19 protein-coding genes and 2 tRNA genes are annotated in these 21,966 nt (G+C 44.7%); 14 read left to right on the top strand and 7 right to left on the bottom strand.

Annotated elements, in window-relative coordinates:
• Positions 1 to 5 precede the first annotated feature (5 nt).
• The 3 genes from DXT99_RS03595 (at position 6) to DXT99_RS03605 (ending at position 1,541) form a co-directional block, all read left to right on the top strand.
• A tRNA-Thr gene (locus tag DXT99_RS03595) sits at positions 6 to 81 on the top strand.
• A 54-nt stretch (positions 82 to 135) separates the two neighbouring features.
• A tRNA-Thr gene (locus tag DXT99_RS03600) sits at positions 136 to 208 on the top strand.
• A 166-nt stretch (positions 209 to 374) separates the two neighbouring features.
• Entirely contained in the window at positions 375 to 1,541 is a 1,167-nt protein-coding gene (locus tag DXT99_RS03605; RefSeq protein ID WP_115564165.1) for a hypothetical protein, read from the top strand.
• On the opposite strand, the gene DXT99_RS03610 is transcribed toward DXT99_RS03605, so the two are convergent.
• The gene (locus DXT99_RS03610; RefSeq protein WP_115564166.1) at positions 1,538 to 2,575 is read right to left on the bottom strand and encodes an ion channel; all 1,038 of its coding nucleotides are present in this window, start codon (positions 2,573 to 2,575) and stop codon (positions 1,538 to 1,540) included. The genes DXT99_RS03605 and DXT99_RS03610 overlap by 4 nt on opposite strands.
• 131 nt (positions 2,576 to 2,706) lie before the next feature.
• Here DXT99_RS03610 and DXT99_RS03615 point away from each other — a divergent pair, with 131 nt between their 5' ends.
• Complete coding sequence (locus DXT99_RS03615) at positions 2,707 to 3,729, top strand: metal-dependent hydrolase (protein WP_115564167.1); 1,023 nt, start codon at positions 2,707 to 2,709, stop codon at positions 3,727 to 3,729.
• A 41-nt stretch (positions 3,730 to 3,770) separates the two neighbouring features.
• Here DXT99_RS03615 and DXT99_RS03620 read toward each other — a convergent pair whose 3' ends face one another.
• The gene (locus DXT99_RS03620) at positions 3,771 to 4,499 is read right to left on the bottom strand and encodes a hypothetical protein (protein ID WP_115564168.1); all 729 of its coding nucleotides are present in this window, start codon (positions 4,497 to 4,499) and stop codon (positions 3,771 to 3,773) included.
• Between the two features lie 188 nt (positions 4,500 to 4,687).
• Between DXT99_RS03620 and DXT99_RS03625 the strand changes: the two genes are divergently transcribed.
• The 4 genes from DXT99_RS03625 to DXT99_RS03640 all read left to right on the top strand — a co-directional run bounded on the left by DXT99_RS03625 (position 4,688) and on the right by DXT99_RS03640 (position 9,692).
• The gene (locus DXT99_RS03625; RefSeq protein WP_115564169.1) at positions 4,688 to 5,458 is read left to right on the top strand and encodes an SDR family oxidoreductase; all 771 of its coding nucleotides are present in this window, start codon (positions 4,688 to 4,690) and stop codon (positions 5,456 to 5,458) included.
• A gap of 132 nt (positions 5,459 to 5,590) precedes the next feature.
• The gene (locus DXT99_RS03630) at positions 5,591 to 5,833 is read left to right on the top strand and encodes a hypothetical protein (protein ID WP_115564170.1); all 243 of its coding nucleotides are present in this window, start codon (positions 5,591 to 5,593) and stop codon (positions 5,831 to 5,833) included.
• 80 nt (positions 5,834 to 5,913) lie between these two features.
• Complete coding sequence (gene gyrA, locus DXT99_RS03635) at positions 5,914 to 8,484, top strand: DNA gyrase subunit A (protein ID WP_115564171.1); 2,571 nt, start codon at positions 5,914 to 5,916, stop codon at positions 8,482 to 8,484.
• Positions 8,485 to 8,558: 74 nt separating this feature from the next.
• Positions 8,559 to 9,692: a tetratricopeptide repeat protein gene (locus DXT99_RS03640; protein ID WP_115564172.1), complete on the top strand. Its 1,134-nt coding sequence runs from the start codon at positions 8,559 to 8,561 to the stop codon at positions 9,690 to 9,692.
• A 554-nt stretch (positions 9,693 to 10,246) separates the two neighbouring features.
• Here the strand turns inward: DXT99_RS03640 and DXT99_RS03645 are convergent.
• Complete coding sequence (locus DXT99_RS03645; RefSeq protein ID WP_115564173.1) at positions 10,247 to 11,656, bottom strand: hypothetical protein; 1,410 nt, start codon at positions 11,654 to 11,656, stop codon at positions 10,247 to 10,249.
• A 179-nt stretch (positions 11,657 to 11,835) separates the two neighbouring features.
• Here DXT99_RS03645 and DXT99_RS03650 point away from each other — a divergent pair, with 179 nt between their 5' ends.
• Positions 11,836 to 12,237: a GlcG/HbpS family heme-binding protein gene (locus tag DXT99_RS03650; RefSeq protein WP_115564174.1), complete on the top strand. Its 402-nt coding sequence runs from the start codon at positions 11,836 to 11,838 to the stop codon at positions 12,235 to 12,237.
• An 83-nt stretch (positions 12,238 to 12,320) separates the two neighbouring features.
• Here the strand turns inward: DXT99_RS03650 and DXT99_RS03655 are convergent, their stop codons facing one another.
• Complete coding sequence (locus DXT99_RS03655; RefSeq protein ID WP_115564175.1) at positions 12,321 to 13,970, bottom strand: NADP-dependent glyceraldehyde-3-phosphate dehydrogenase; 1,650 nt, start codon at positions 13,968 to 13,970, stop codon at positions 12,321 to 12,323.
• 376 nt (positions 13,971 to 14,346) lie between these two features.
• Positions 14,347 to 15,288, bottom strand: coding sequence for a helix-turn-helix transcriptional regulator (locus DXT99_RS03660; RefSeq protein WP_115564176.1), 942 nt, complete (start codon positions 15,286 to 15,288; stop codon positions 14,347 to 14,349).
• Positions 15,289 to 15,445: 157 nt separating this feature from the next.
• Between DXT99_RS03660 and DXT99_RS03665 the strand changes: the two genes are divergently transcribed.
• From DXT99_RS03665 to DXT99_RS03680, 4 genes are all read left to right on the top strand, one after another.
• Positions 15,446 to 16,978: an aldehyde dehydrogenase family protein gene (locus DXT99_RS03665; protein WP_181885021.1), complete on the top strand. Its 1,533-nt coding sequence runs from the start codon at positions 15,446 to 15,448 to the stop codon at positions 16,976 to 16,978.
• 66 nt (positions 16,979 to 17,044) lie between these two features.
• The gene (locus DXT99_RS03670; RefSeq protein WP_115564177.1) at positions 17,045 to 17,407 is read left to right on the top strand and encodes a DUF779 domain-containing protein; all 363 of its coding nucleotides are present in this window, start codon (positions 17,045 to 17,047) and stop codon (positions 17,405 to 17,407) included.
• Positions 17,408 to 17,725: 318 nt separating this feature from the next.
• Positions 17,726 to 18,463: a DUF421 domain-containing protein gene (locus DXT99_RS03675; protein WP_115564445.1), complete on the top strand. Its 738-nt coding sequence runs from the start codon at positions 17,726 to 17,728 to the stop codon at positions 18,461 to 18,463.
• 68 nt (positions 18,464 to 18,531) lie between these two features.
• Positions 18,532 to 19,191, top strand: coding sequence for a DUF421 domain-containing protein (locus tag DXT99_RS03680; RefSeq protein WP_181885022.1), 660 nt, complete (start codon positions 18,532 to 18,534; stop codon positions 19,189 to 19,191).
• An 85-nt stretch (positions 19,192 to 19,276) separates the two neighbouring features.
• On the opposite strand, the gene DXT99_RS03685 is transcribed toward DXT99_RS03680, so the two are convergent.
• Together DXT99_RS03685 and msrA are read right to left on the bottom strand one after the other, a co-directional pair.
• Positions 19,277 to 19,681, bottom strand: a complete 405-nt coding sequence (locus tag DXT99_RS03685; RefSeq protein ID WP_115564179.1) for a phage holin family protein — start codon at positions 19,679 to 19,681, stop codon at positions 19,277 to 19,279.
• Positions 19,682 to 19,750: 69 nt separating this feature from the next.
• The gene (gene msrA / locus DXT99_RS03690) at positions 19,751 to 20,437 is read right to left on the bottom strand and encodes a peptide-methionine (S)-S-oxide reductase MsrA (protein WP_115564180.1); all 687 of its coding nucleotides are present in this window, start codon (positions 20,435 to 20,437) and stop codon (positions 19,751 to 19,753) included.
• A 111-nt stretch (positions 20,438 to 20,548) separates the two neighbouring features.
• On the opposite strand from msrA, the gene DXT99_RS03695 reads away from it, so the two are divergent.
• The gene (locus DXT99_RS03695) at positions 20,549 to 21,367 is read left to right on the top strand and encodes an aminotransferase class IV (RefSeq protein ID WP_115564181.1); all 819 of its coding nucleotides are present in this window, start codon (positions 20,549 to 20,551) and stop codon (positions 21,365 to 21,367) included.
• Positions 21,368 to 21,966: the final 599 nt, after the last annotated feature.

A 21,966-nucleotide genomic window follows, 5' to 3' on the forward strand; every position in this document is an offset into this window, starting at 1 on the left:
TGTAAGCCTCCTTAGCTCAGCTGGTAGAGCAACTGACTTGTAATCAGTAGGTCGCTGGTTCGATCCCGGCAGGGGGCTCCACTCCAAAAAGCAGAAGTGTGTACTTCCTCTGCTTTTTTAGTAAAAATAGTACAGGCCTCCTTAGCTCAGCTGGTAGAGCAACTGACTTGTAATCAGTAGGTCGCTGGTTCGATCCCGGCAGGGGGCTCTTAATAGAAACCACTTACACCGATAAAAGGAGTAAGTGGTTTTTTTGTTGGGTCTGCTTTCTACCTGTTTTTCATTTAATGTGCTTGCTGCGCATGACGGGCAATATGCTTCCTTTTCTTTAAGATAATGCCGTAATTTGCAATCCGACTCCCTAAGGAACAACTATGCAACTGATAGAGGTAAATACCCCTGAACTGGCTCAGGAATTTTTAATGATGCAGGTCAGGCTCTACAAAAAAGACCCTAATTATATTCGCCCACTGGACAAAGACGTTGATAATGTATTTGACCCGAAGAAAAACAAGCTCCTCCGGGCAGGCGACGCGGTGCGTTGGGTGCTAAAGGATGAAAAAGGAAAATCCATTGGGCGTGTGGCTGCGTTCGTCAATAGGAAAACGGCCAATAAATACGACCAGCCCACAGGAGGCATGGGCTTCTTTGACTGTATCAACGATCAGGCGGCTGCCAACATGCTTTTTGATGCATGCCGTGATTGGCTGAAGGAAAAAGGCATGGAGGCTATGGACGGTCCTATCAACTTAGGGGAAAGAGACAAGTGGTGGGGCGTGTTAATTGACGGCTTCTACAAGCCAACTTACTGCATGCACTATAACTACCCCTATTATAAAGACCTGCTGGAGAATTATGGCTTTGAGTTGTATTTCCGCCAATACACCTACTACCGCACAGTAGAAGATCCGGTTCCACCGGAGTACAATGAAAAGGCACAGCGGATTCTGAAGGACAAACGCTATAGTTTCAGGCACCTCGACAAAAAGGACTTGAAAAAATATACAGAAGATTTCCGGAAGGTGTACAACAAGGCCTGGACAAAGCACCAGGGGGTGAAGGAAATGAGTGAAGCACAGTCCACAGTTATCATGAATACGCTAAAGCCTATACTGGATGAGCGCATCATGTGGTTTGCTTACTTTGAAGAGGAACCTGTTGGCTTTTTCGTTATCATACCTGAGCTAAACCAGTTGTTCCAGTATGTGAACGGGAAAATGGATTTTTGGGGAAAGCTGAAATTTGTATTTCACCGCTGGCGGGGTGCATGTACTTCTATGCACGGTATTGTTTTTGGTATTGCTCCCGAATACCAGGCAAAAGGCGTGGAGGCAGCCATCATTGTGGCAGCTGGTAAACTTATTCAGGGCAACCCCAGCATCCCTTACCACGACCTGCAGATGAACTGGATTGGTGATTTTAACCCTAAAATGATGAAGGTGATTGAGCAGGTGGGCGGGCGCATCTATAAAACCCATGCTACCTACCGTTACCTGTTCGACCGCACCAAAGAGTTCAAGCGAATGCCTATTATCCGTTAAAGCATGGACTCAAGGTCCATGTCTTTGCCTAAAACAGGTGACGAAATTTCTTTCCATTCCCAGCCATTATACTCTACCATGTACTTCAGTGCGCGACGGCGCTTGCTGAGCTTTTCTATTTTGTGCATATCAGGCTGTAGGATAGGAAATTCTGCCTGTTGCAGTTCATCTATATGTATGGCAGGCAGGTCACTTTTATCAGGCTGAATATAAAGGGAGGTAAGTGAGCCGATGAAGGTGGTGATGGCTTTCCGAAGCGGGACCAAATATTCATCTGCCGGACGCATTTGCTCCGGAACATACAGGAGCATAATCGTAATAGCTTCATCGAGGGCTGCCAGGTTCGGCAGGAGAGATTCTTCCTTATTTTTGTGCTGAAAGTAATGCAGCACCGGGTAAGACAAGTGCATCTGTCCCTGATGAACAATTTCGTGTGTTATATTCTGGAACTGGCCCTCTAGTTTTTTTAGATTCTCTCCGTTCCAGTTATTAAGCAAGATGCGCTGCGGGCTATTCCCAATGGAGGCAATTTGGATACTAAGCGCTCTGCGTTGCGTAACAGCCGACAACACAGGCACCATGTAGGTAATGGCGATAGTGATAAACATAAGGCCGGTAAAAGAGATAAAAGCTGTATAAATACTCCAGCCATCTGTTCCTGCTTTAAAGTCGCCATTTCCCAGGGTAGAAAGCGTATAGCCGGTGAAGTAGATGCGCTCCATCGAATTAGCAGGGAGCAGTGTAGTTGTGCTTATGACGGATTCATCATCAGAGGAATAGATAAAAGCATTTCCCGTCCAAAGGAGCAGCACCCATGTTATTAAAATAGTGAAGACAATAGTAATACCTGCCCCTGTGAGTGGTTCCCTCGTTTTCTTGATGCGGCCAATCCGATAATAGATTCTCCAGACAGCAAGTGTTACAGGGCCACTGATGATGCTTGCACCCCGTGGGGCAAAGGTGGTGTAAATGAGATCATAGGCTGTGCAGCAAACAATTATAACGCCTATAATGAAATATATAATCGATTCCATGGAAAGGGTGCATAATGAACCATATTCTTATGGCTTTTAATTTTTTGAGTTTATACCTTCGCGAGCTATTACAGGTTGCCAACAGCTGCTCGCTGTCACTTTTCATGCTATAGGCTAAAGGCTACTTCACCATGGATTCATTAACGCAAATTGTATTAGGAGCCTCCGTTGGGGAGGCTGTGGCAGGCAGGAAACTGGGGAACAAAGCGATGGTGTGGGGGGCTATAGCCGGCACCATCCCTGACCTGGATATACTGGCAAACCCATGGCTGGATACGGTAGAGCAACTTAGTTTTCATCGCTCCATTACCCATTCGCTACTTTTTGCTGTTGTCGTATCGCCAATTCTCGGGTGGCTGCTCCGGCGGTATTACAGGCACGAGTCCGCTACCTTCCGCGACTGGACCTGGCTGTTCTTTTTAGGCTTTACAACTCATGCCTTGCTGGACAGCTGCACCACATGGGGCACCCAGCTACTGTGGCCCTTCAGCAACTACGGCATTGCCTTCTACAATATCTTTGTTGTCGATCCACTCTATACCGTTCCTTTTATGGTGTTTGTGATAGCTGCAGCCTTCTATGCTCGTCACAATCCTAAAAGAGCTTACCTGAATTACGCCGGACTAGGTATTAGCTCTGCTTACCTTTTATTTTCATTTATAGCCAAGGCATCAGCAAACGAAGCCTTCGAAGAAAGCTTTCAACGTCAACAAATAAGCTATAGTGATTATATAAGCAAACCTACACCACTTAACACTATTTTCTGGTCTGTTACAGCTAAGGGCGAGGGTGGTTTTTATAATGGTTTTTACTCTTTGCTGGATGAGGATGACACCATAGAATTTGAGTATGTGCCGCAGCAGGCAGCACTGCTACAGCCATATCTGGGCAACCCCAAACTGGAGCGACTGCTCGAAATCACGAAAGGTTACTTTGCCGTTGTACCCGCTGAGGAGAATGGTATCCTTATACAGGACCTGCGCTTCGGAAAGTTTGACGGGTGGCGTGAAGAAGGCGGACAGTATGTGTTTGTCTACCATGTGTGGCAGAATGAGCAGGGAGAACTGGAGGTGGAGGAAATCAATAACCGGCCTGAAATAGATAAAGATTATTTAAAGGACTACTGGCAACGGATAAGGGGGATAAAAGAATAAGGCGCCTTTCAAAGCGCCTTATTCTTTACCTATTTTATAAGTTAGAGGGATTCGTAAAAAACCAACGCTTTTGCCCATCCTTCACCGGAATTTAAATCTATATTTTGTGCGGACACATATTCCTGCACTTTATCCTGCTTATCTGGTAGGGCTTTTAACAGGGACTTTCTGTTTAATTTTACTTTAACGGCCTTTTTATCCGGTGCTATAAAATAAAAAGTTTGCGAATCTATAAGTTCGTCATATTTTCTTCCTGCACTATAACCGCCTTTAAAGTCTGCTTTAACTAATTTCTTTTCTGGCACCATTACCAATTGCGTTCTACTGCCATCATGCATAACCAGTACAAACTGGTTAGCTAACTTTGCGTCTAGCTTTACCAAATCCGGTAAACGCCTGAAGTTATATTCCTGCTTTGTCTTGTTGTCTTCTATAACAAAACTCTCCACTTTATTAGGCTCAAGCACAAACTGCTCTCCTTTGGTATTCCGGTACAGAATATTATTCTCATAGGCATTGTATTTTACCTCCATGTTAGCGAAGAGTTTATTACCTGTTGTAACAGTCGCCTTACTCCATTCCTCATTAAAAAATGGCGTACCCTTCACACCTTCATATCGATTGTCGTAAGTACGTATCATCGTACCAGTTTTATTGCTTCCTATATCTGCTAAGTTTCTTTCAGCATCAAGGCCAGTAGGTACATTGGTTTGCGCAAAGGACAACTGGGTAACAAAAGCGAAGGGAAGTAGGAGCGTAAGCTTGTTCATATCATGTAGTGAATAGGTGAAACAGCAGGTTAATTTATCATCAAAGCAGCAAAAAGACCTCCTGAATATAGCTAAATAAACTTAATTAGAGTAGCATAAAAATTCCACTTATAGTTCCATCGAAAGAAAGGGGCTATTTAGTCCTTTTTTACGTTCTTTAAGAGGTTAAATATCTAAAATATTACACAATGACACAAAACAGGTGGTCACTGACTGGTAAGAAAGCAGTTGTTACGGGAGGTTCCAAAGGAATAGGAGCCGCTATTGTAGACGATTTTATCTCCCTGGGAGCAGAGGTACTGGCTGTAGGCCGAAAAGAGGAAGACCTGAAACGCCTGAAAGACATGTACCCGGAGCGCTTATATGTTGTTTCTGCTGATGTAAGTACCGCAGAAGGGCGAAAAATATTAACAGATAAAGTGCAGGAACAATGGGGCACGCTGGACATTCTGGTAAACAATGCGGGAACAAATATCCGGAAGCCTACTGCGGAATATACACCAGAAGAGTATGATTTTGTAATGGATACCAACCTGCGATCGGCTTTTGACTTAAACCGCCAGCTATACCCGTTGCTCCAAAAGTCCGGTCAGGCAAATATCATCCATGTTTCCTCGGTGGCAGGCTTGGTTCATGTGCGCACCGGCAGCATCTATGGTATGACAAAAGCCGCCATGAACCAGTTAACACGCAACCTAGCTGCTGAATGGGCCAAGGATGGCATACGCGTGAATGCAGTTGCCCCTTGGTATATCAGCACACCGCTGGCACAGACAGTGCTCCAGAACCAGGAGTTCTATGACTCAGTTGTGAGCAGAACTCCGATGCAGCAGGTCGGAAAACCAGAAGATGTAGCCGGTGCTGTTTCCTTTCTCTGTATGCCTGCTGCGGCTTATATCACCGGGCAGACCCTGGCGGTTGACGGTGGTTTTACCATCAATGGCTTCCATCCTCTGTAAATGGCCAACAGGCAAGGTATAAGGCAGAAAGTACCTGTAAATTTACTGGATATTTAAAGCAAATTTGATTACTTTTGTAGGATATGGAATGGAGAGCCTGCTGTAGTAGCAGGCTCTTTTTAACCTAAAAATATGGCTACACCCAGACTGCTGATTATTCTCCTGATTGCATTCCTTTCTGCTTCCGTAATTTCGTGTAAACCAGCTTGTCCTATTGCCTCCTGCCAGGTGCGCATGGTGCATCCGCATGGCGAGCAGGATTATAGAGGGCAGCCTATCTGGAAAAAACAAAACCCTAAAATGGGGCAGAAGCTTCCGAAAACATCCAAGGAAACGGTGCCAAACAGGAAGGACAACAGTAGAAATAAGAACTAGCCTATATAGCTGTTAGAGCATTTTTGCCTAAATTGCCTGAATTTATCAACCAACCAAAACACAAACATTAGATTTTAGACATGATCGAAGGCGAACGAATAATACCGATCAACATTGAAGACGAGATGCGCGGTGCGTATATCGACTACTCAATGTCTGTTATCATTTCAAGAGCCTTACCCGACGTTCGGGACGGACTGAAGCCTGTGCACCGCCGCGTGCTGTATGGTATGTCCGAACTGGGGGTATCTTATAACAAAGCGTATAAAAAATCGGCCAGAATAGTAGGAGAGGTGCTGGGTAAATACCACCCGCACGGTGACTCTTCTGTATATGAAACCATGGTGCGTATGGCCCAGGAATGGTCGTTGCGCTACCCGCTGGTAGATGGCCAGGGAAACTACGGTTCCATAGACGGTGACTCACCGGCTGCCATGCGTTACACGGAGGCGCGCCTCAAGCGTATGGCCGATGAACTGCTGGCTGATCTGGATAAGAACACCGTAGACTTTGTGCCCAACTTTGATGACTCCCTGAAAGAGCCATCTGTAATGCCTGCCAAGTTTCCGAACCTGCTCGTAAACGGAACTTCCGGTATTGCGGTAGGTATGGCTACGAACATGGCGCCACATAACCTGACAGAGGTGGTGAACGGTACCATCGCCTACATTGAAAATAATGAAATCACCATTGCTGAACTGATGCAGTACATTACTGCCCCGGACTTCCCGACAGGTGGTATCATTCATGGATACGATGGGGTGAAGTCTGCTTTTGAAACAGGTCGGGGACGTGTGCTGATGCGTGGCCGTGCCAACTTCGAAACAACACCTTCCGGTAAGGAGCAAATCATAGTAACAGAGATTCCTTACATGGTAAACAAGGCAACGTTGATTGAGAAAACGGCTGGTCTTGTAAATGATAAGAAAATTGAAGGTATAGCTGATCTACGTGATGAATCTGACCGCGACGGTTTACGCATTGTATACGACCTGAAGCGTGATGCTATTCCGAACGTGGTACTGAACAACCTGTATAAATACACGGCGCTACAGTCTTCTTTTGGTGTAAACAACGTGGCTCTGGTGAAAGGCCGCCCGATGACGCTGAACCTGAAGGAGCTGATTCATTACTTTGTGGAGCATCGCCACGAGGTAGTAATCCGCCGCACGCAGTATGAACTGGATGAAGCAAAGAAGCGGGCACATATTTTAGAAGGCTTGCTGATAGCGCTGGATAACCTCGATGAGGTGATCAACCTCATTCGTTCATCCCGAGATCCGGAAATTGCACGCAATGGCTTGATAGAGCGCTTTGGCCTGTCTGAACTTCAGGCACGTGCAATCCTGGATATGCGTTTGCAGCGCCTGACAGGTTTGGAGCGTGACAAAATTCAGCAGGAATTTCAGGAGATAATGAAGCTGATCGATTATTTGACGTCTATCCTGAACGATGAAGGTCTGCGCATGCAGATCATCAAAGATGAGCTGATTGAAATCAGGGATCGATACGGAGACGAACGCCGCACCGGCATTGAAGCCAGCACCGGCGATATTTCTTACGAGGACATGATCCCGGAAGAAAACATGGTGATCACCATTTCGCATGAAGGATATATTAAGCGTACTTCCCTTAGCGAATACCGCAGCCAGAGCCGTGGAGGCGTAGGCTCAAGAGGAGTGGCCGCATCAAAGGAGAGTGATTTTACAGAACATCTCTTTATTGCCAACACGCACCATCACATGCTGTTCTTTACAGAATCCGGTCGTGTATTCTGGCTAAAAGTATATGAACTGCCAGAAGGAGGGAAGACGACTAAAGGACGCGCTATCCAGAACCTGATACAGATTGAGAAAGAGGATAATGTGCGTGCTGTACTGAATGTACGCGACCTCAAGAATGAGGATTATGTACTCAATCACAATCTTGTGTTTATCACGGAGAAGGGCACCATCAAGAAAACGGCTCTGGAGGCATATTCACGCCCCCGTACAAACGGTATAAATGCCATTTCTATTAACGATGGAGACCGTCTGCTGGATGTGCAGCTGACAAACGGCAGCAGCGAGATTGTTATCGCGCTGGAATCCGGACGTGCCATTCGCTTTAACGAAACACAGGTTCGTGGAATGGGACGCAACGCTGCAGGTGTTCGCGCCGTAACACTTGGCGGACCCGATGACAAGGTAATTGGTATGGTTTGTGTAACAGATGAGAACACAGAACTATTAGTGGTTTCAGAGAATGGCTTCGGCAAACGCTCTCTTTTAGAAGAGTACCGCATCACAAACCGTGGCGGTAAAGGAGTGAAGGCCATGAACATTACTGACAAAACAGGTAAGCTGATTGCCATTAAAGGTGTGATAGACACGGACGACCTGATGATCATCAACCGCTCCGGCATCACTATCAGGTTACGTGTGGCAGATCTGCGCGTAATCGGTCGAGCCACACAAGGTGTTCGCCTGATTAAGCTAAATGAGAACGACCAGATTTCTTCGGTAGCAAAAGTGGAGAAGGAAAACGAGGAGGAAATTGTGGAAGCAGTGCTGGAACAGTCAGAACTGGCGCCGGAAGAATCGCTCAAACCAGATGAAATGATTGATCCTGAAAAGACTGAAGACACTCCGGAAGATACGGAAGAAATATAAGTTTTTTTAGTAAACGAACTAATTCACAAAGATTTAACGTTACACAAACAATCACAAACCATTCAAATTTAAGTATGAAAAAAATACTTTTAACAGCCTTGGCAGCCGCAAGCATTTCGGTAGCAAGTGCACAAAACTCGGCCGTGAACAGCGCCATCTTGAATCACAAGAACGGTACGTTGGACAAAGCCCAGGAAAGTATCGACAAGGCCATCGAGCACAAAAAAACCAAGGATAAAGCAAAAACCTGGTTTTACCGTGGTGTTATTTACCAGGACATGATCGGCAACCCGATTTATGGTAAAATGGCAGATGACAACACTCCAACTCTAGTACTGGAATCATTTGATAAAGCGGTAGAGTTAGATGGTGGCAACGGCGAATTTGCCAAGCAGGTACCTGAGCGTAAGGAGCAGCTTTATGGCCAGGTGCTGAACCAGGCGGTGGAATTCCACAACAACCAGGACTGGGAGAATGCTATTGAGAAGTATCAACTGGCAAGCAAAATCAGCCCTACAGATACAACAGCAGTATTATATGCTGCTTATGCCTCAACTGCAAACCAGGATTATCCTGCTGCAATTGGTTTTTATGACAACCTGATTGAAATGGGCCACACAACAGAAGATGTTTACAAGAACAAAATTCAGTTGATGCAGGCTACTGAAGCTTCTGACGAGGAAGTCATGAATGCATTAGCTTCTGGCTTAGAGAAGCAGCCAAACAGCGTTTACCTGATGCAGGAAGAACTTCGTTATTACCTGAAGAACGACCGTGCCGAGGAAGCAATGGATAAGCTGGACAAAGCTATAGCAGCAGACCCTAGCAACGCCAGCCTTTTAGCAGTAAAAGGAAACCTGTTAGAGCGTAAGAAGGATTTGGATGGTGCGACGGCAATCTATAAGAAAGCCATTGAAATTGAGCCTAATAACTTTGATGCTAACTACAATCTGGGCGTTTTAGAGTTTAACAAAGGTGCTGATGTAAACAACAGAGCAGCTAAAATGGATTATGCTACTTACCAGAAGAAAGGTAAAGCCCTTGAAAATGAGGCGAAGAAGCATTACCAGGCTGCAGTGCCGTATTTCGAAAAGGCACTTGAGATTCAGCCTAAAGACGAGGCTACCATGCAGAACCTTGTGAAGCTTTACACAAGACTTGAGCGCAAAGCCGATGCTGAGAAAATCAGCGCCATGATGAACAACTAAGATTTAACTAGTCTATATCAAAAAAGGAAAGCTATATAGCTTTCCTTTTTTTGTTTTAATTACATTTATCATAAGTTAAGATAGAGAATGCTGTAGAAAGAAGATACAGTGTCTTATATCTAAACACTACTTAACATAATATAAATTATAAGACTTATAATATACGATGTAAATCATCTATTTTAAGTGTCACATATAATATACTTTATGTTAAATAGCGACAACTGTCACAAGCAGCAACTCAATTAGTCATAAAGATTGTTTTTGTTTGAAGTATAGAAATACGGTGAGACTTAGAAACACCATTAGTGAAAATATTTTAATTATCTCGTAAGTTTTCATTGCTGCAAAATCAGAAACAAGTTCTATGATAATTGCAGTGAGCAGAAACAGATAAAGCAGAACTGTCGGTAAAGTAATTTTCATTATCGTGTTGTTTTATTTGCGAGACATCTCTTTTAATTTCAAAGCTGCTCCGTACAGCATGTATCTCTTTTCTTACAGGCTCAGTTAGTTAATGTTGCATAATAATTTCAGCTGTTAATATTATAGTTTTACAGCGATCTGTTTTTGATTTTAATTAACTCTTGTTGCAGGTGCTCTGTGTGCGTGTGCGCGTTTTCAGTACGTGCCATTTCAACTGCTTTTTCCTGCATAGCTTCCGCTTCAGTATAAAATTCCAACTTGTATAGCAAATGTGCCAGCGTGTCATAATAACCTGAATTCGGTGCTAATTCTACGGCACGTTTGCTCCAACTTAAGGCCCGGGTTAAATAGCGGTTATTTGTTGTGCCGGTCCTGTAAACGGCATATGCCGAATTGTTCAGCATCATCAGGTGACTCCTGCCAGCGTTGGGCTGAGCTCCTGTTCTCATATACGCCCGTTGATGCACCTGCACGGAGTCGCTGTTAGGTTTGTTTTGGCTTAGAAGCCTCATTCTGTCCCGGCTGGCTGCCATCGCAGCGCTGTCTGCTGCCAGCATTTGCTCTACAGAATCAACAGGCACCCCCATATAATACTCGTCTACATAGGAAACCAGCAATTGCAGGTATTGTGCTGTATCTCCGGTACTATTGTAAAACCGCATCATGTTGTTCTGAAATGTCATATTTCCACGCTTATAGTCAGTAGTATAAGTGCCACGGGCAAAAGAAGCTCCTTTATAAGCCAAATCCCGATCTCTTTTCGCGATTGCTTCCTCCATTGTGTTGCTGATGATCAGGTTGTTAATGCTGATGCGCTCCTGTAGCGGCAATGTAGTATACAGGCTATCTACAAGTTTCTGGTTGAAGCGAGCACGTTTAAAAGCTTTGCTATCTACATGTGGCCCTTGCTGATGTATGAAGACAACTTCAGCAAAAGAATTAAAAGCTTTGGCTGGTAAGGCATCCACGTAAACGTTTAGTAGCACCTGCTCTACTGTTAATCCTAATTCATTGAGAAGCAAGATGTAACTTTTGATAAAATCAGCATCCCTCCTGCCCGCTACAAGCTCCCGCTGATAATAACTCACACTTTTGTTGGCGGCTTTTCTCTGCTTAAACTCCTCTATATCACTCAGGTATCGTTCAACACTTGTAGTTGTAGAACCCTGCCTATAAACTAATCCTCCATCAGAATCAAAATACAGGTAAGTAGGATACTGCTGCACATTATACTGCTGTTGCATCTGACGGGCCAGAGCGGAGCCATAAGGAGCCTTCACATTCAGAAATTCCTTGTTGAGAATGCCCGTAACAGCTGGATCATATAAGCCGGAATCTGTCCATGCCTTTCTTGCCTCTTCAGATAAATTTGGAGAAACATGAGGCCGTGATTCTACCAGAATAAAAACAGGTTTACCTGTCCTTTTTGCCTTTGCCATCACTTCGGGCAGGGCATCATTTTCAAACTGAATCTGCTGGCTATAACTGAAGCGGATGATTAGCAGAAGAAAAAAGCAAATAGTAAGTAAAGTTTTCATGTGTAGCTTAAGGAGGTGTAGCAATAGATTTATATGGTAATATATGGAAATTATATATAAATCACTTCTTATTACCATTGTTTAAACTTTTACAATTGGCAGGAGTATCAATATAAGGAGTCTTTTATTTAGTCATCCACCTTAAACAAATCTTAACCAACCAGTAAAACTTAAAACTTATGGGAATAACATTAGAACAGGCGCAAGCAGCTGTAAACGCAGCCAAAGAGAAAGCACAGGAACTAGACCTGAAAATGAACATCGCATTGGTAGACCCTGGTGCTAACTTAACAGCCTTCGCACGTATGGATGGTGCCTGGCTCGGATCTATTGATATTGCGGTAAAAAAGGCCAGAACAGCCCGCTTCTTTGACATGCCGACCGGCGACTTAGGTCAGGCGTCGCAGCCAGGCGGCTCACTCTATAACATTGAACACTCCAATGGTGGTTTAATTACGTTTCCGGGAGGCATTCCGATCAAAGACGGCAACGGAGAAATTATTGGTGCTATTGGCGTGTCTGGCAGCACAGTCGAGAACGATCACACAGTGGCCGAAGCCGGCATGAACGCTGTAAAATAAGTTAACGAATCAATTACATAATAAAAAAGGAGTCGCAGCATATGGCCGCGACTCCTTTTTTATTGTATAGTATATCCTGTTCTTTAAAAGATATACTTTGTGCTCAGGAAGTTAGAATTTCCTTCGTTTATAATTTCATTGATGAGCTTCTTGTTATTCTCGTTGAGCTTCGTGGCCACCAGCGAGCGGATTGAGAAGGAACGCAAAGCATCTACCACTGACAAAGTCCCTTCTGCACTGTCTTTACGACCCGTAAACGGAAAAGTGTCTGGTCCGCGCTGGCACTGGCAGTTAACATTCACGCGACTCACCTGATTTACCAGTGGATCTATCAACGAGGCTGTTTCTGCAGCATCATTACTGAAAATACTGACCTGCTGGCCGTGCGTAGATTCAATTAAATACTGGATTGGCTTCTCCAGGTCATCAAAAGGCACTACCGGAATAACGGGTCCGAATTGCTCTTCACGGTAAACTTTCATGTCCTGGTTTACAGGGTAAAGTATGGCTGGATAAACAAAAGACTTAAAAGAGGTACCTCCTCCTCTATTCACCACAGAAGCGCCATGTGCGGCGGCATCATCAATCAGTTCTTTCAGATAGGCAGGCTTATGAGGCTCCGGCAGTGGCGTTAGAGCCACTCCTTTCTCCCATGGCATGCCAATCTTCAGTTTACAGACAGCATCACTTAACTGCTCTAGGAACTGATCCACCTTCGAGCGGTGTACAAATACAATCTTAAGTGCTGTACAGCGCTGCCCGTTAAAAGAAAGCGCACCCAGCACAGTTTCAGAAACAGCCAGGTTTACATCTGCATTTTCTGTAACGATGGCGGCATTCTTGGCATCCAATCCTAGTATGGCCCGCAACCTGTTCACCTTCGGGTGAAGCTTCTTCAGTTCATCGGCTACTTTACTGGAACCAATCAATGTTAAGACATTTATTTTGCCTGACTGCATCAGTGCCGGTACAATGGCATGCCCGCGCCCGTAAATAGTGTTGACTACCCCTTTCGGGAAACACTCTTTGAAAGCCTGCAATAATGGGTAGTGCAATAACGTACCGTGCTTTGGCGGCTTGAACAACAGCGTATTCCCCATGATAAGGGCAGGAATAAGTGTGGTAAACGTTTCGTTCAGCGGGTAATTAAATGGCCCCATACACAGCACCACTCCCAGCGGTGAACGACGGATTTGGGCAACAATCCCCTGCTCAATCTCGAAGCGGGAAGAATCGCGGTCGAGGTCTTTAAGGGCATCAATGGTCGCATAAATATATTCCACTGTTCTGTCAAACTCTTTCACAGAATCCGCAACAGATTTCCCTATTTCCCACATGATGAGCTTCACAACAATGTCTTTCTGCTCAATCATTTTATGCGTAAACTGCTCTACACAACGGATGCGGTCCTGCACACTCATGGTCGGCCACTGCCCGCGGCCATTGTTATAGGCTGCCACAGCTGCATCCAGTGACTCCATTGCTTCCTTTTCCGTGCAAACAGGGTAAGTGCCGATAACCTTGCGTTTGAAGCCTTCAGGGGTTTTAACAGCTACCGGAGAATAAACTGTATGCACAGCCCCCTCCCACTGTTTCATTTCTCCGTCAGAAAGAAACTCACGCTGATGGATTTCCTGTTTCAGCTTAAATTCTTCCGGAATCTGATTTTCCTCAACAAAAATTGATTTTACCTGGTCTTCTGTTGCATTCTCTGCAAAATCAGTTACACTCATTGCACGTTTATTAGGTTTCGTAATAATTCATGAAGCAGCTCATTTAATGGTGTGTCAGCAACAGCTCTAGTTCGATAAGTAAAGGAGCAGGTAATCACACACCATCACGCGTAGCTACTTTTAGTGCTACAAAAGTAGAGGTAGTTTTTGAATTATAAAATATTAGGCCGGAATAGTTGCGTAAATAATAATTATGCAAGCCTAATACTGTTATTTTACTAACAAGTGTTAGGTTCTTCTATATAAATGTAAAGTCACAAGCTCCTGTACGCGTAAACAAGAGACCATGACGGCCTGGCTACTAAATCGAAAGGACCTTGAAGAACGGCAACAGTTTTGCCATCAGTATTTGTAGAGTAAGAAAGAAGAAGCCGCTTTAGCATAAATTACCTAAGCCTGCAGTTTTCTGCTGAAAAACCTTTGGAGTGGTTCCCACCTTGTTTTTGAACGCCCGGATAAAATAATTGAGGTTCTGAAATCCCGCCATGTAGCAGGTCTGTGTCACAGAGTTGAGTGGGTTCCGGAGATATTCTTTAGCCAGCCTTATTCGCTCTTTCAGAATGTAATCGGCGGGTGTGAAACCAAACTCTTCCTTAAACTTCCTGAAAAAGCTGGCGCGGCTCATGCAGGCTTTGTCGCTGAGTTTATCCACGTCTATTTTGGATGTGATATTTTCTTTGATGTACTGGATGATATGGCCGAAGCGATGGCTATTGGCAAGAGACTTATAATTGTTTTCGAAAAACTGCCTTGCCTGCGTCTGCATCAGCCGGACGAGTAATTCGCGGAGAGCCAGGTTAGCCAGAATATCCTTTTCACGACTGTGGTCATTGATGCTGATGCGGATAAGGCGGTTAATGATATCAGCAAGTTCCACATTATTAGCCAGGTGAAAATACTGTTCATTTACCTGCCACTCTTCTCCTGCCTCTGCTTTAGGGTGTTGCTCATTTAACAGCTGTATCGTGCTTTGTATCTGCTCTGCCGAAATGGCAAGCGCAATGCACTGGGTGGGATTTTGTTTTTCAGCCTCCGGAAAATCAATCTTCATCAGCTCGTTCGGCGGCACAATAATTGATTCGCCGGGGAAATAGTCAAAGCCGGGCTTATCGAAGAGGTGCATCACTTTTTTGCCCCGCAGCATACTTGTCAGTACCCAGTATCCAAAAGCTAAGTTCACTCCTTTCGCTGCCTCATGTGTTTCAAATACATTCAATTCGCAGGCATCCAGGGTGTAAGCAGATCTGTTTTCAACTAAAGTGAACAGGGAACGCTCATCGCGCACTGGTATAGGTTGCAGTGTGTTTCCGGGTGCCATACGGTTTTCAGTAAGTGATTGCTCAATATATAAACCTTATACTTCAATATCAACCTGATACGATAAGAATAGTTTTTGATATAATAAGAGAAGTTTAACTGTATTTATCTGCGGACCTTAGACAAAACGAAAAAAAACAAATTTAACACGTTAAACTATGGACACAGTAGCAATGCCTCAGGAAAAGTCAGCTGTATTGGAGCGGCCTTCCTTTAAAGAAAAATACGATCACTTTATCGGGGGGCAGTGGGTAGCACCTGCCAGCGGAGAATATTTCGACAACATCTCTCCTATCGACGGCAAGCCTTTCACCAAAGCAGCCCGTGGTAACAAAGAAGACATAGAAAAAGCCTTGGATGCCGCGCATGAAGCTTTTAAATCTTGGTCTAAGACCTCCGCAGCCACAAGGGCCAAAGTACTTCTTGACATAGCGGATGTGATAGAGAAAAACGCGGAAATGCTGGCCAGAGTTGAAACCGTGGACAACGGGAAAGCTATACGTGAGACACGCGCAGCCGATATTCCGCTGTGCATCGACCACTTCCGATACTTTGCCGGCGCTATCCGTGCCGATGAAAGCACTATGTCAGAGCATGACGAGTTCACTATCAGCATTAACCTGCAGGAGCCGCTTGGCGTGGTGGGGCAGATTATCCCCTGGAACTTCCCGCTGCTGATGGCCACCTGGAAAATGGCCCCTGCCCTGGCTGCCGGCTGCTGCGTCGTGATGAAACCAGCTGAGCAAACCCCAACTGGTATTATGGTGCTGATGGAGCTTATTAAAGATATCATTCCAGCCGGGGTGCTGAACATTGTGACCGGATTCGGCACAGAGGCAGGCAAGCCGCTTGCGCAATCGCCAAGGGTAGCAAAAGTGGCCTTTACGGGCGAAACCACCACCGGGCGACTGATCATGCAGTATGCCTCTGAAAACCTGGTGCCGGTTACAATGGAATTAGGCGGTAAGTCACCAAATATCTTCATGCCAAGTATAGCCGAGGCCGATGATGAATTTTTTGACAAATGCGTGGAAGGCGCCGTAATGTTTGCCCTGAACCAGGGAGAGGTTTGTACTTGCCCTTCGCGCATACTCGTGCACGAAAGCATCTACGACCGCTTTATGGAGCGTGTCATCCAACGCACAGAAGCTATCAAATTAGGCCACCCGCTATCTGAAGATACCATGATGGGCGCGCAGGCTTCTAACGACCAGTTTGAGAAGATTCTCTCATACATGGATATAGGTAAACAGGAAGGTGCTGAAGTGCTGACAGGTGGCGGTGCCGCCGGCCTTAACAGCGGCCTGGAGAACGGGTACTATATCAAACCAACCATCTTTAAGGGCACAAACAAAATGCGGGTGTTCCAGGAAGAGATTTTCGGACCGGTTGTATCTGTGGCTACCTTCAAAACTACTGAAGAAGCCATCGAAATGGCAAACGATACGCTTTACGGCTTAGGTGCCGGCCTCTGGACCCGAGATGCGCATGAAATCTACCAGATTCCACGTGCCATACAGGCAGGTCGTGTATGGGTTAACTGCTACCATGCCTACCCGGCTCACGCTCCGTTTGGTGGTTATAAAAAATCAGGTTTTGGCCGTGAGAACCACAAAATGATGCTCAACTATTACCGCCAGACCAAAAACATGCTCATCTCTTACAACAAGAATAAGCAAGGTTTCTTTTAATCTTTCAATGTATCACAGAAACCCTGTAGTTTTGCTACAGGGCTTTCTTATTTAATATGAAAGACAATGGAGGTAAAACGCGTAGACATAACCGATAAGGCCAAAGAGGTGATTGACCAGCTGCGGGACAGGCATGGGCCTTTAATGTTCCATCAGAGCGGTGGCTGCTGCGATGGCTCAACCCCCATGTGCTTTGAAGATGGAGAGTTCCGGGTAGGCGACAGTGATGTGCTGCTCGGGGAAGTGCACGGCTGCAAATTTTATATTGCTCGTGATCAGTACGAGTATTGGAAGCACACGCAACTGACACTGGATGTAACGCCAGGCCGGGGTGCCAGCTTTTCGCTGGAGATACCGCTGGGCCTGCGTTTCCTTATTCGTTCTAAACTGTTCACTCAAGAAGATCTGGAACAGCTGCCAACTTTATAGTACAAGAATTTTTAGATAAGGGTGTAACGGAACTCACCAGCACAAACTCCTGCTCTTTCTGAGGCAGGAGTTTTTTTTGTACCTCTTTATAGTTTAAAGAAGCTGCTTTAACTGAAAATAGTAGCAGGTGTACCAACATCAATTCAGATATAACATAGGCTACTCATGCAATAAATATCATTGATTCATACAGGAAAATATAAATATACCGCGCTAACGCAACTACAAAACTCCCGTACAACATGGCTGACTTTGCTACTGCTCAATATAATACAGCATTAGCCTGTCATTATTTTGTACCTGTTGAACTGGAATTTAATGGATAAAGAAGATATACATTTATGGGACTGGGAACGCCTTTTACTTGGTGATGCTCCCAGGGAATTTATGGCAGAAGTATTTGTACGCACTTTGGTTATGTACATCATCCTGATTGTGGTGCTGCGGCTGTTTGGTAAGCGAATGAGCGCGCAACTAAGTATCACCGAAATGGCTGTGATGATTACACTGGGTGCTATTATAGCTGTTCCCATGCAGATACCTGACCGCGGGATGTTGCCAGCTATTGTCGTGCTGCTCTGTGCCCTCCTGTTTCAGCGCGGCCTGAACTGGCTGACTTTTATAAATAGTAAGTTTGAAAATATAGCGCAGGGCAAAACGAGCCTTTTGGTTGCAGAGGGTTGCATGGAGCTGAAGGAAATGAAAAAGACAACCGCTTCGCGGGAGCAGGTTTTTGCAGTGCTTCGAAACAAGAATGTACAACACCTGGGCCAGGTAAAACGGCTTTACCTCGAGCCTTCCGGTAAATTCAGCCTTTTCAGGAATGAAGACCCATTGACCGGACTGAGTGTATTACCATTGCAGGACGAGGACTTACTGACAAATCAGCCACACGACAATGGCCACTATGCCTGCAACAACTGCGGCAATACAGTGGAAAGTGATGATAAACCAAATGATGAATGCTCGCGCTGCGGTGCAAACATGTGGACACAGGCATTCTCTTTGATTCCTGAAAACCACAATGATTTCACCCTGAAAGAAGCGGATGAATAAAATAATTTATCAAATAAATTTAGACCAATAGAAAAATGGGCGCAGATGATATAGCTATAACAGATTACATGCGGATAATCTTAGGGGATGTTCCCTGGAGTTTTCTCATAGAAGTTATTATCCGTATTACCTTCATATACCTCCTGCTCATGGTGTCGATGCGGTTTATGGGAAAACGTATGGCCTCGACCCTTAGCAACAGTGAGTTGGCTGCGCTCGTGTCGTTGGCTGCAGCCGTTGGAGTACCCATGCTTGCCCCCGAACGTGGCATGTTGCCTGCCCTGATTATAGCCGTTATTGTAGTGAGTATTCAGCGGATTATTTCCTACTATTCCTACAAAAGCAGCAAGTTTGAGTTTTTGGCTTTAGGTGACATTAGTGTTCTGGTGAAAGATGGCAGAATGCTGCTGGATGTAATGAAATTAAACCGGGTATCTCCTGAACGGCTTTTAGCAGAATTAAGAAGTGCCGGTATCACCAACTTAGGCAAAGTGAGAAGGTCTTATTTTGAGGCAACGGGTGAATTCACTAATTACCTGTATGAAAATCCGATACCAGGCCTGAATATCCTGCCTGAATGGGATGAGAGTTTCAGGTCAGAGCAACAGGAAACAGTGGACACATTTGCCTGCCGTAATTGCGGCAATACAGTCGAAAATGAAAGAGACAGGGAATGGAACTGCAGCAACTGCGGTGAGAAAGACTGGACAAATGCCATCGTAAGCTGAATTACTGAAGGAAGGCTAAGAACCACTTAAATAAAAAGGTCCTGCATCAGAATGTGCAGGACCTTTTTATTACGGTCACGAAGGATTATTTGGCAGCTATACGCATCTCAGTTTGCTGCGGTGCCTGCTCCAGCATAGCGTAATCATCATTTCCGCCCCTCATCCAGCTTACGGCAGCAATGGTCAAAGCCGTTACAAGCGCAATAATAAAAGCAGGCAGGAAGCCATCTGTTTTAAAATTGCCCACCAGTTTGTCAACCAATTTTATCATCAGGGCAACCACGAACAAACTGACAATGGCTTCCAGTAAGAAAAAGGTAACCAGGTTGAGTAAACCGCTAAGCAACCAACCAATGGTTGCATTTAAAATGGCTATCAGAAACGCCACCCACAGCGCAGTCCAGAAACTTTTTACATGCACACTGGACATGGCATACGCCAAAATTAAAATGACGCCGGCTGTTATAAATAAATTCAGTATAAATTCCATAGTGTTAATTTGTTGTTTAACTATAGAACACTACTACGCAGGCAGCACTGGTTTTGATAATAAAAATTATCAGTTCCGATACTCAGGCTTCATCTTATTCCGGTAATTCGCTTCAAATTTTATTACTTTAGGCCTTGCTACAGACACTACATAGGGGTCTGTCGGGTTGATGCGGTAATAATCCTGGTGGTAATCTTCTGCCTCCCAGAACTTTTTTAAAGGCTGCACTTGTGTAACTATATCATCCCGATAAGTACCTGCTTCGTCTAACTGTCGCACATAGTTTTCTACGATGCTTCTTTCTTCAGGCGTGCGGTAAAATACCACAGAACGGTACTGTTTGCCATAATCGGGGCCTTGTCTATTGAGCGTGGTCGGATCATGCGTAGCAAAAAACACCTCTACCAGCTCCCGGTAAGAGATTTCCTCTGGATCATAGTAAACTTGTACTGCCTCTGCATAATCCGTCTCGCCGGCGCTTACTTCATGATAAGTAGGATTATCCTTGGTACCACCGGAATAACCTGATACAACCGCGTTCACCCCTTGCAAACGCTCAAAATAAGCCTCTGTACACCAAAAGCAGCCGCCAGCGAAGGTCGCCTTCGCTAAGCCTGCTGTGTCCTCAGGCAATAACACCGCGCGGGTATCACTTGTGAAGCTGCTGGAATAGCGGTCGGTCGTGGCTTCGGTACATGAAGTAAAAAGAAGGAAGAGGGGTAATAATGAGTAAAGGTATAGTGAAAATATTTTCATAGGATAAGTATAGCGTTCTTTCTTAATAATGATAACAAGCTTTCAATGGATTTAGTTTGGACAGAGACTCTTCCTGCCTATCTTTGATTATAAAGATTAGCATCTAACATCATGCAACTGCTCTATAACAACCACCTGCTGCAGGAAAATGAGTTGCGGCTGCCCCTCACCAACAGGGCCTTTCAGTATAACGACGGTTTTTTTGAGACTATCATTATCAGGCAGGGCCGATTGAGCTTCTGGGAAGACCATATACTGCGCATGAAGGAAGCTGCCACCGCATTGCAGTTATCGTTACCCCCGTACCTAACCTCACCTGCCATCCCGGAAAAGCTTCTGAACCTGGCCGAACAACAGCAGGCAATGGAGCACGGAAGGCTAAAACTAAAATTCTGGAGAGCCGGCGCCGGTATCTATACCCCTGAAACAAACCAGGCAAATTGGCTGGCCACCGTACAGCCAGCCACGCCAGTGTCTAACCTGCCGCTGCAGGTGGGCCTTTGCAGGCAGGTCCGGACACAGTATTCTCCTCTCTCCCATTTTAAGGGCCCAAACGCGCCTTTGTACATCATGGCAGCCATAGAGAAAGACAACAGGAATCTGAATGACATATTGCTACTAGACCTTCAGAACAATGTGGCTGAGTTTATTTCCTCTAATGTGTTCTGGGTAAGCGATAACATAGTATATACTCCAGCTTTAGAAACAGGGTGTGTCAACGGTATAGTGCGACGCAACATTATGCGATGGTGTCGGCAAAATGATTTAGAAGTAGCAGAGGTTTTAGCTGATGTAGATCAACTGTATCATGCTGATAGTGTGTTCTCGGCGAATGTAACCGGAATAAAAAGAATAGCCAGCATAGAGGAGATTTCGCTTCCCACGCAACACCCGCTGGTGGATAAGCTAAAAAATGAACTTTTTAAATAGAGGGAGTAAATTAAATTTAACTATGAGCACGCTAAAATTTAATTCTTTTCTAAGCAAGGTTAGATGATTTTAGGCTCTGACAAGGCTTATAGAGAGGTGATAGCAATACTATTATGTGAAAAGTTGCCGCCGCCGGTTCTGAAAGACCGTATTTGCAGCTCAAATAACAAATCATAAGCATGCTCTAAACCTAATCATCTATTTTTGCTATAGAGCAGCATATCTTCCACGAAAACCTTGGCAGAAAACCTGTGCCAGGACCACCTGCCACACTTATTTTAATTAAAATGCTTTATTAGTTAATAGTTAAAAGCTCATATATAGCTCATTTTCATACCTCTAGTTAGTACCGGGGTTTTGGTATTTTCTATAGAAGAAGAATTATTATAAATAGACAAAAATTCTAGCTAACTTATTTGTATTTTGGGCGTATTAAGCTTTTAGGATATAATACAACACGCATATTAATCTGCTTTATCATCAGAATACAGCGCGGGGAATTTTAATATCGTTGTTTTATAACACCTCCAACATACTAATCTTACATACTTTTCATTCACCTGCTTTCAGGAGAAAGAAACATTTCTTCGCTAAAGATA

Source organism: Pontibacter diazotrophicus, assembly GCF_003367245.1.
Lineage (GTDB): Bacteria > Bacteroidota > Bacteroidia > Cytophagales > Hymenobacteraceae > Pontibacter > Pontibacter diazotrophicus.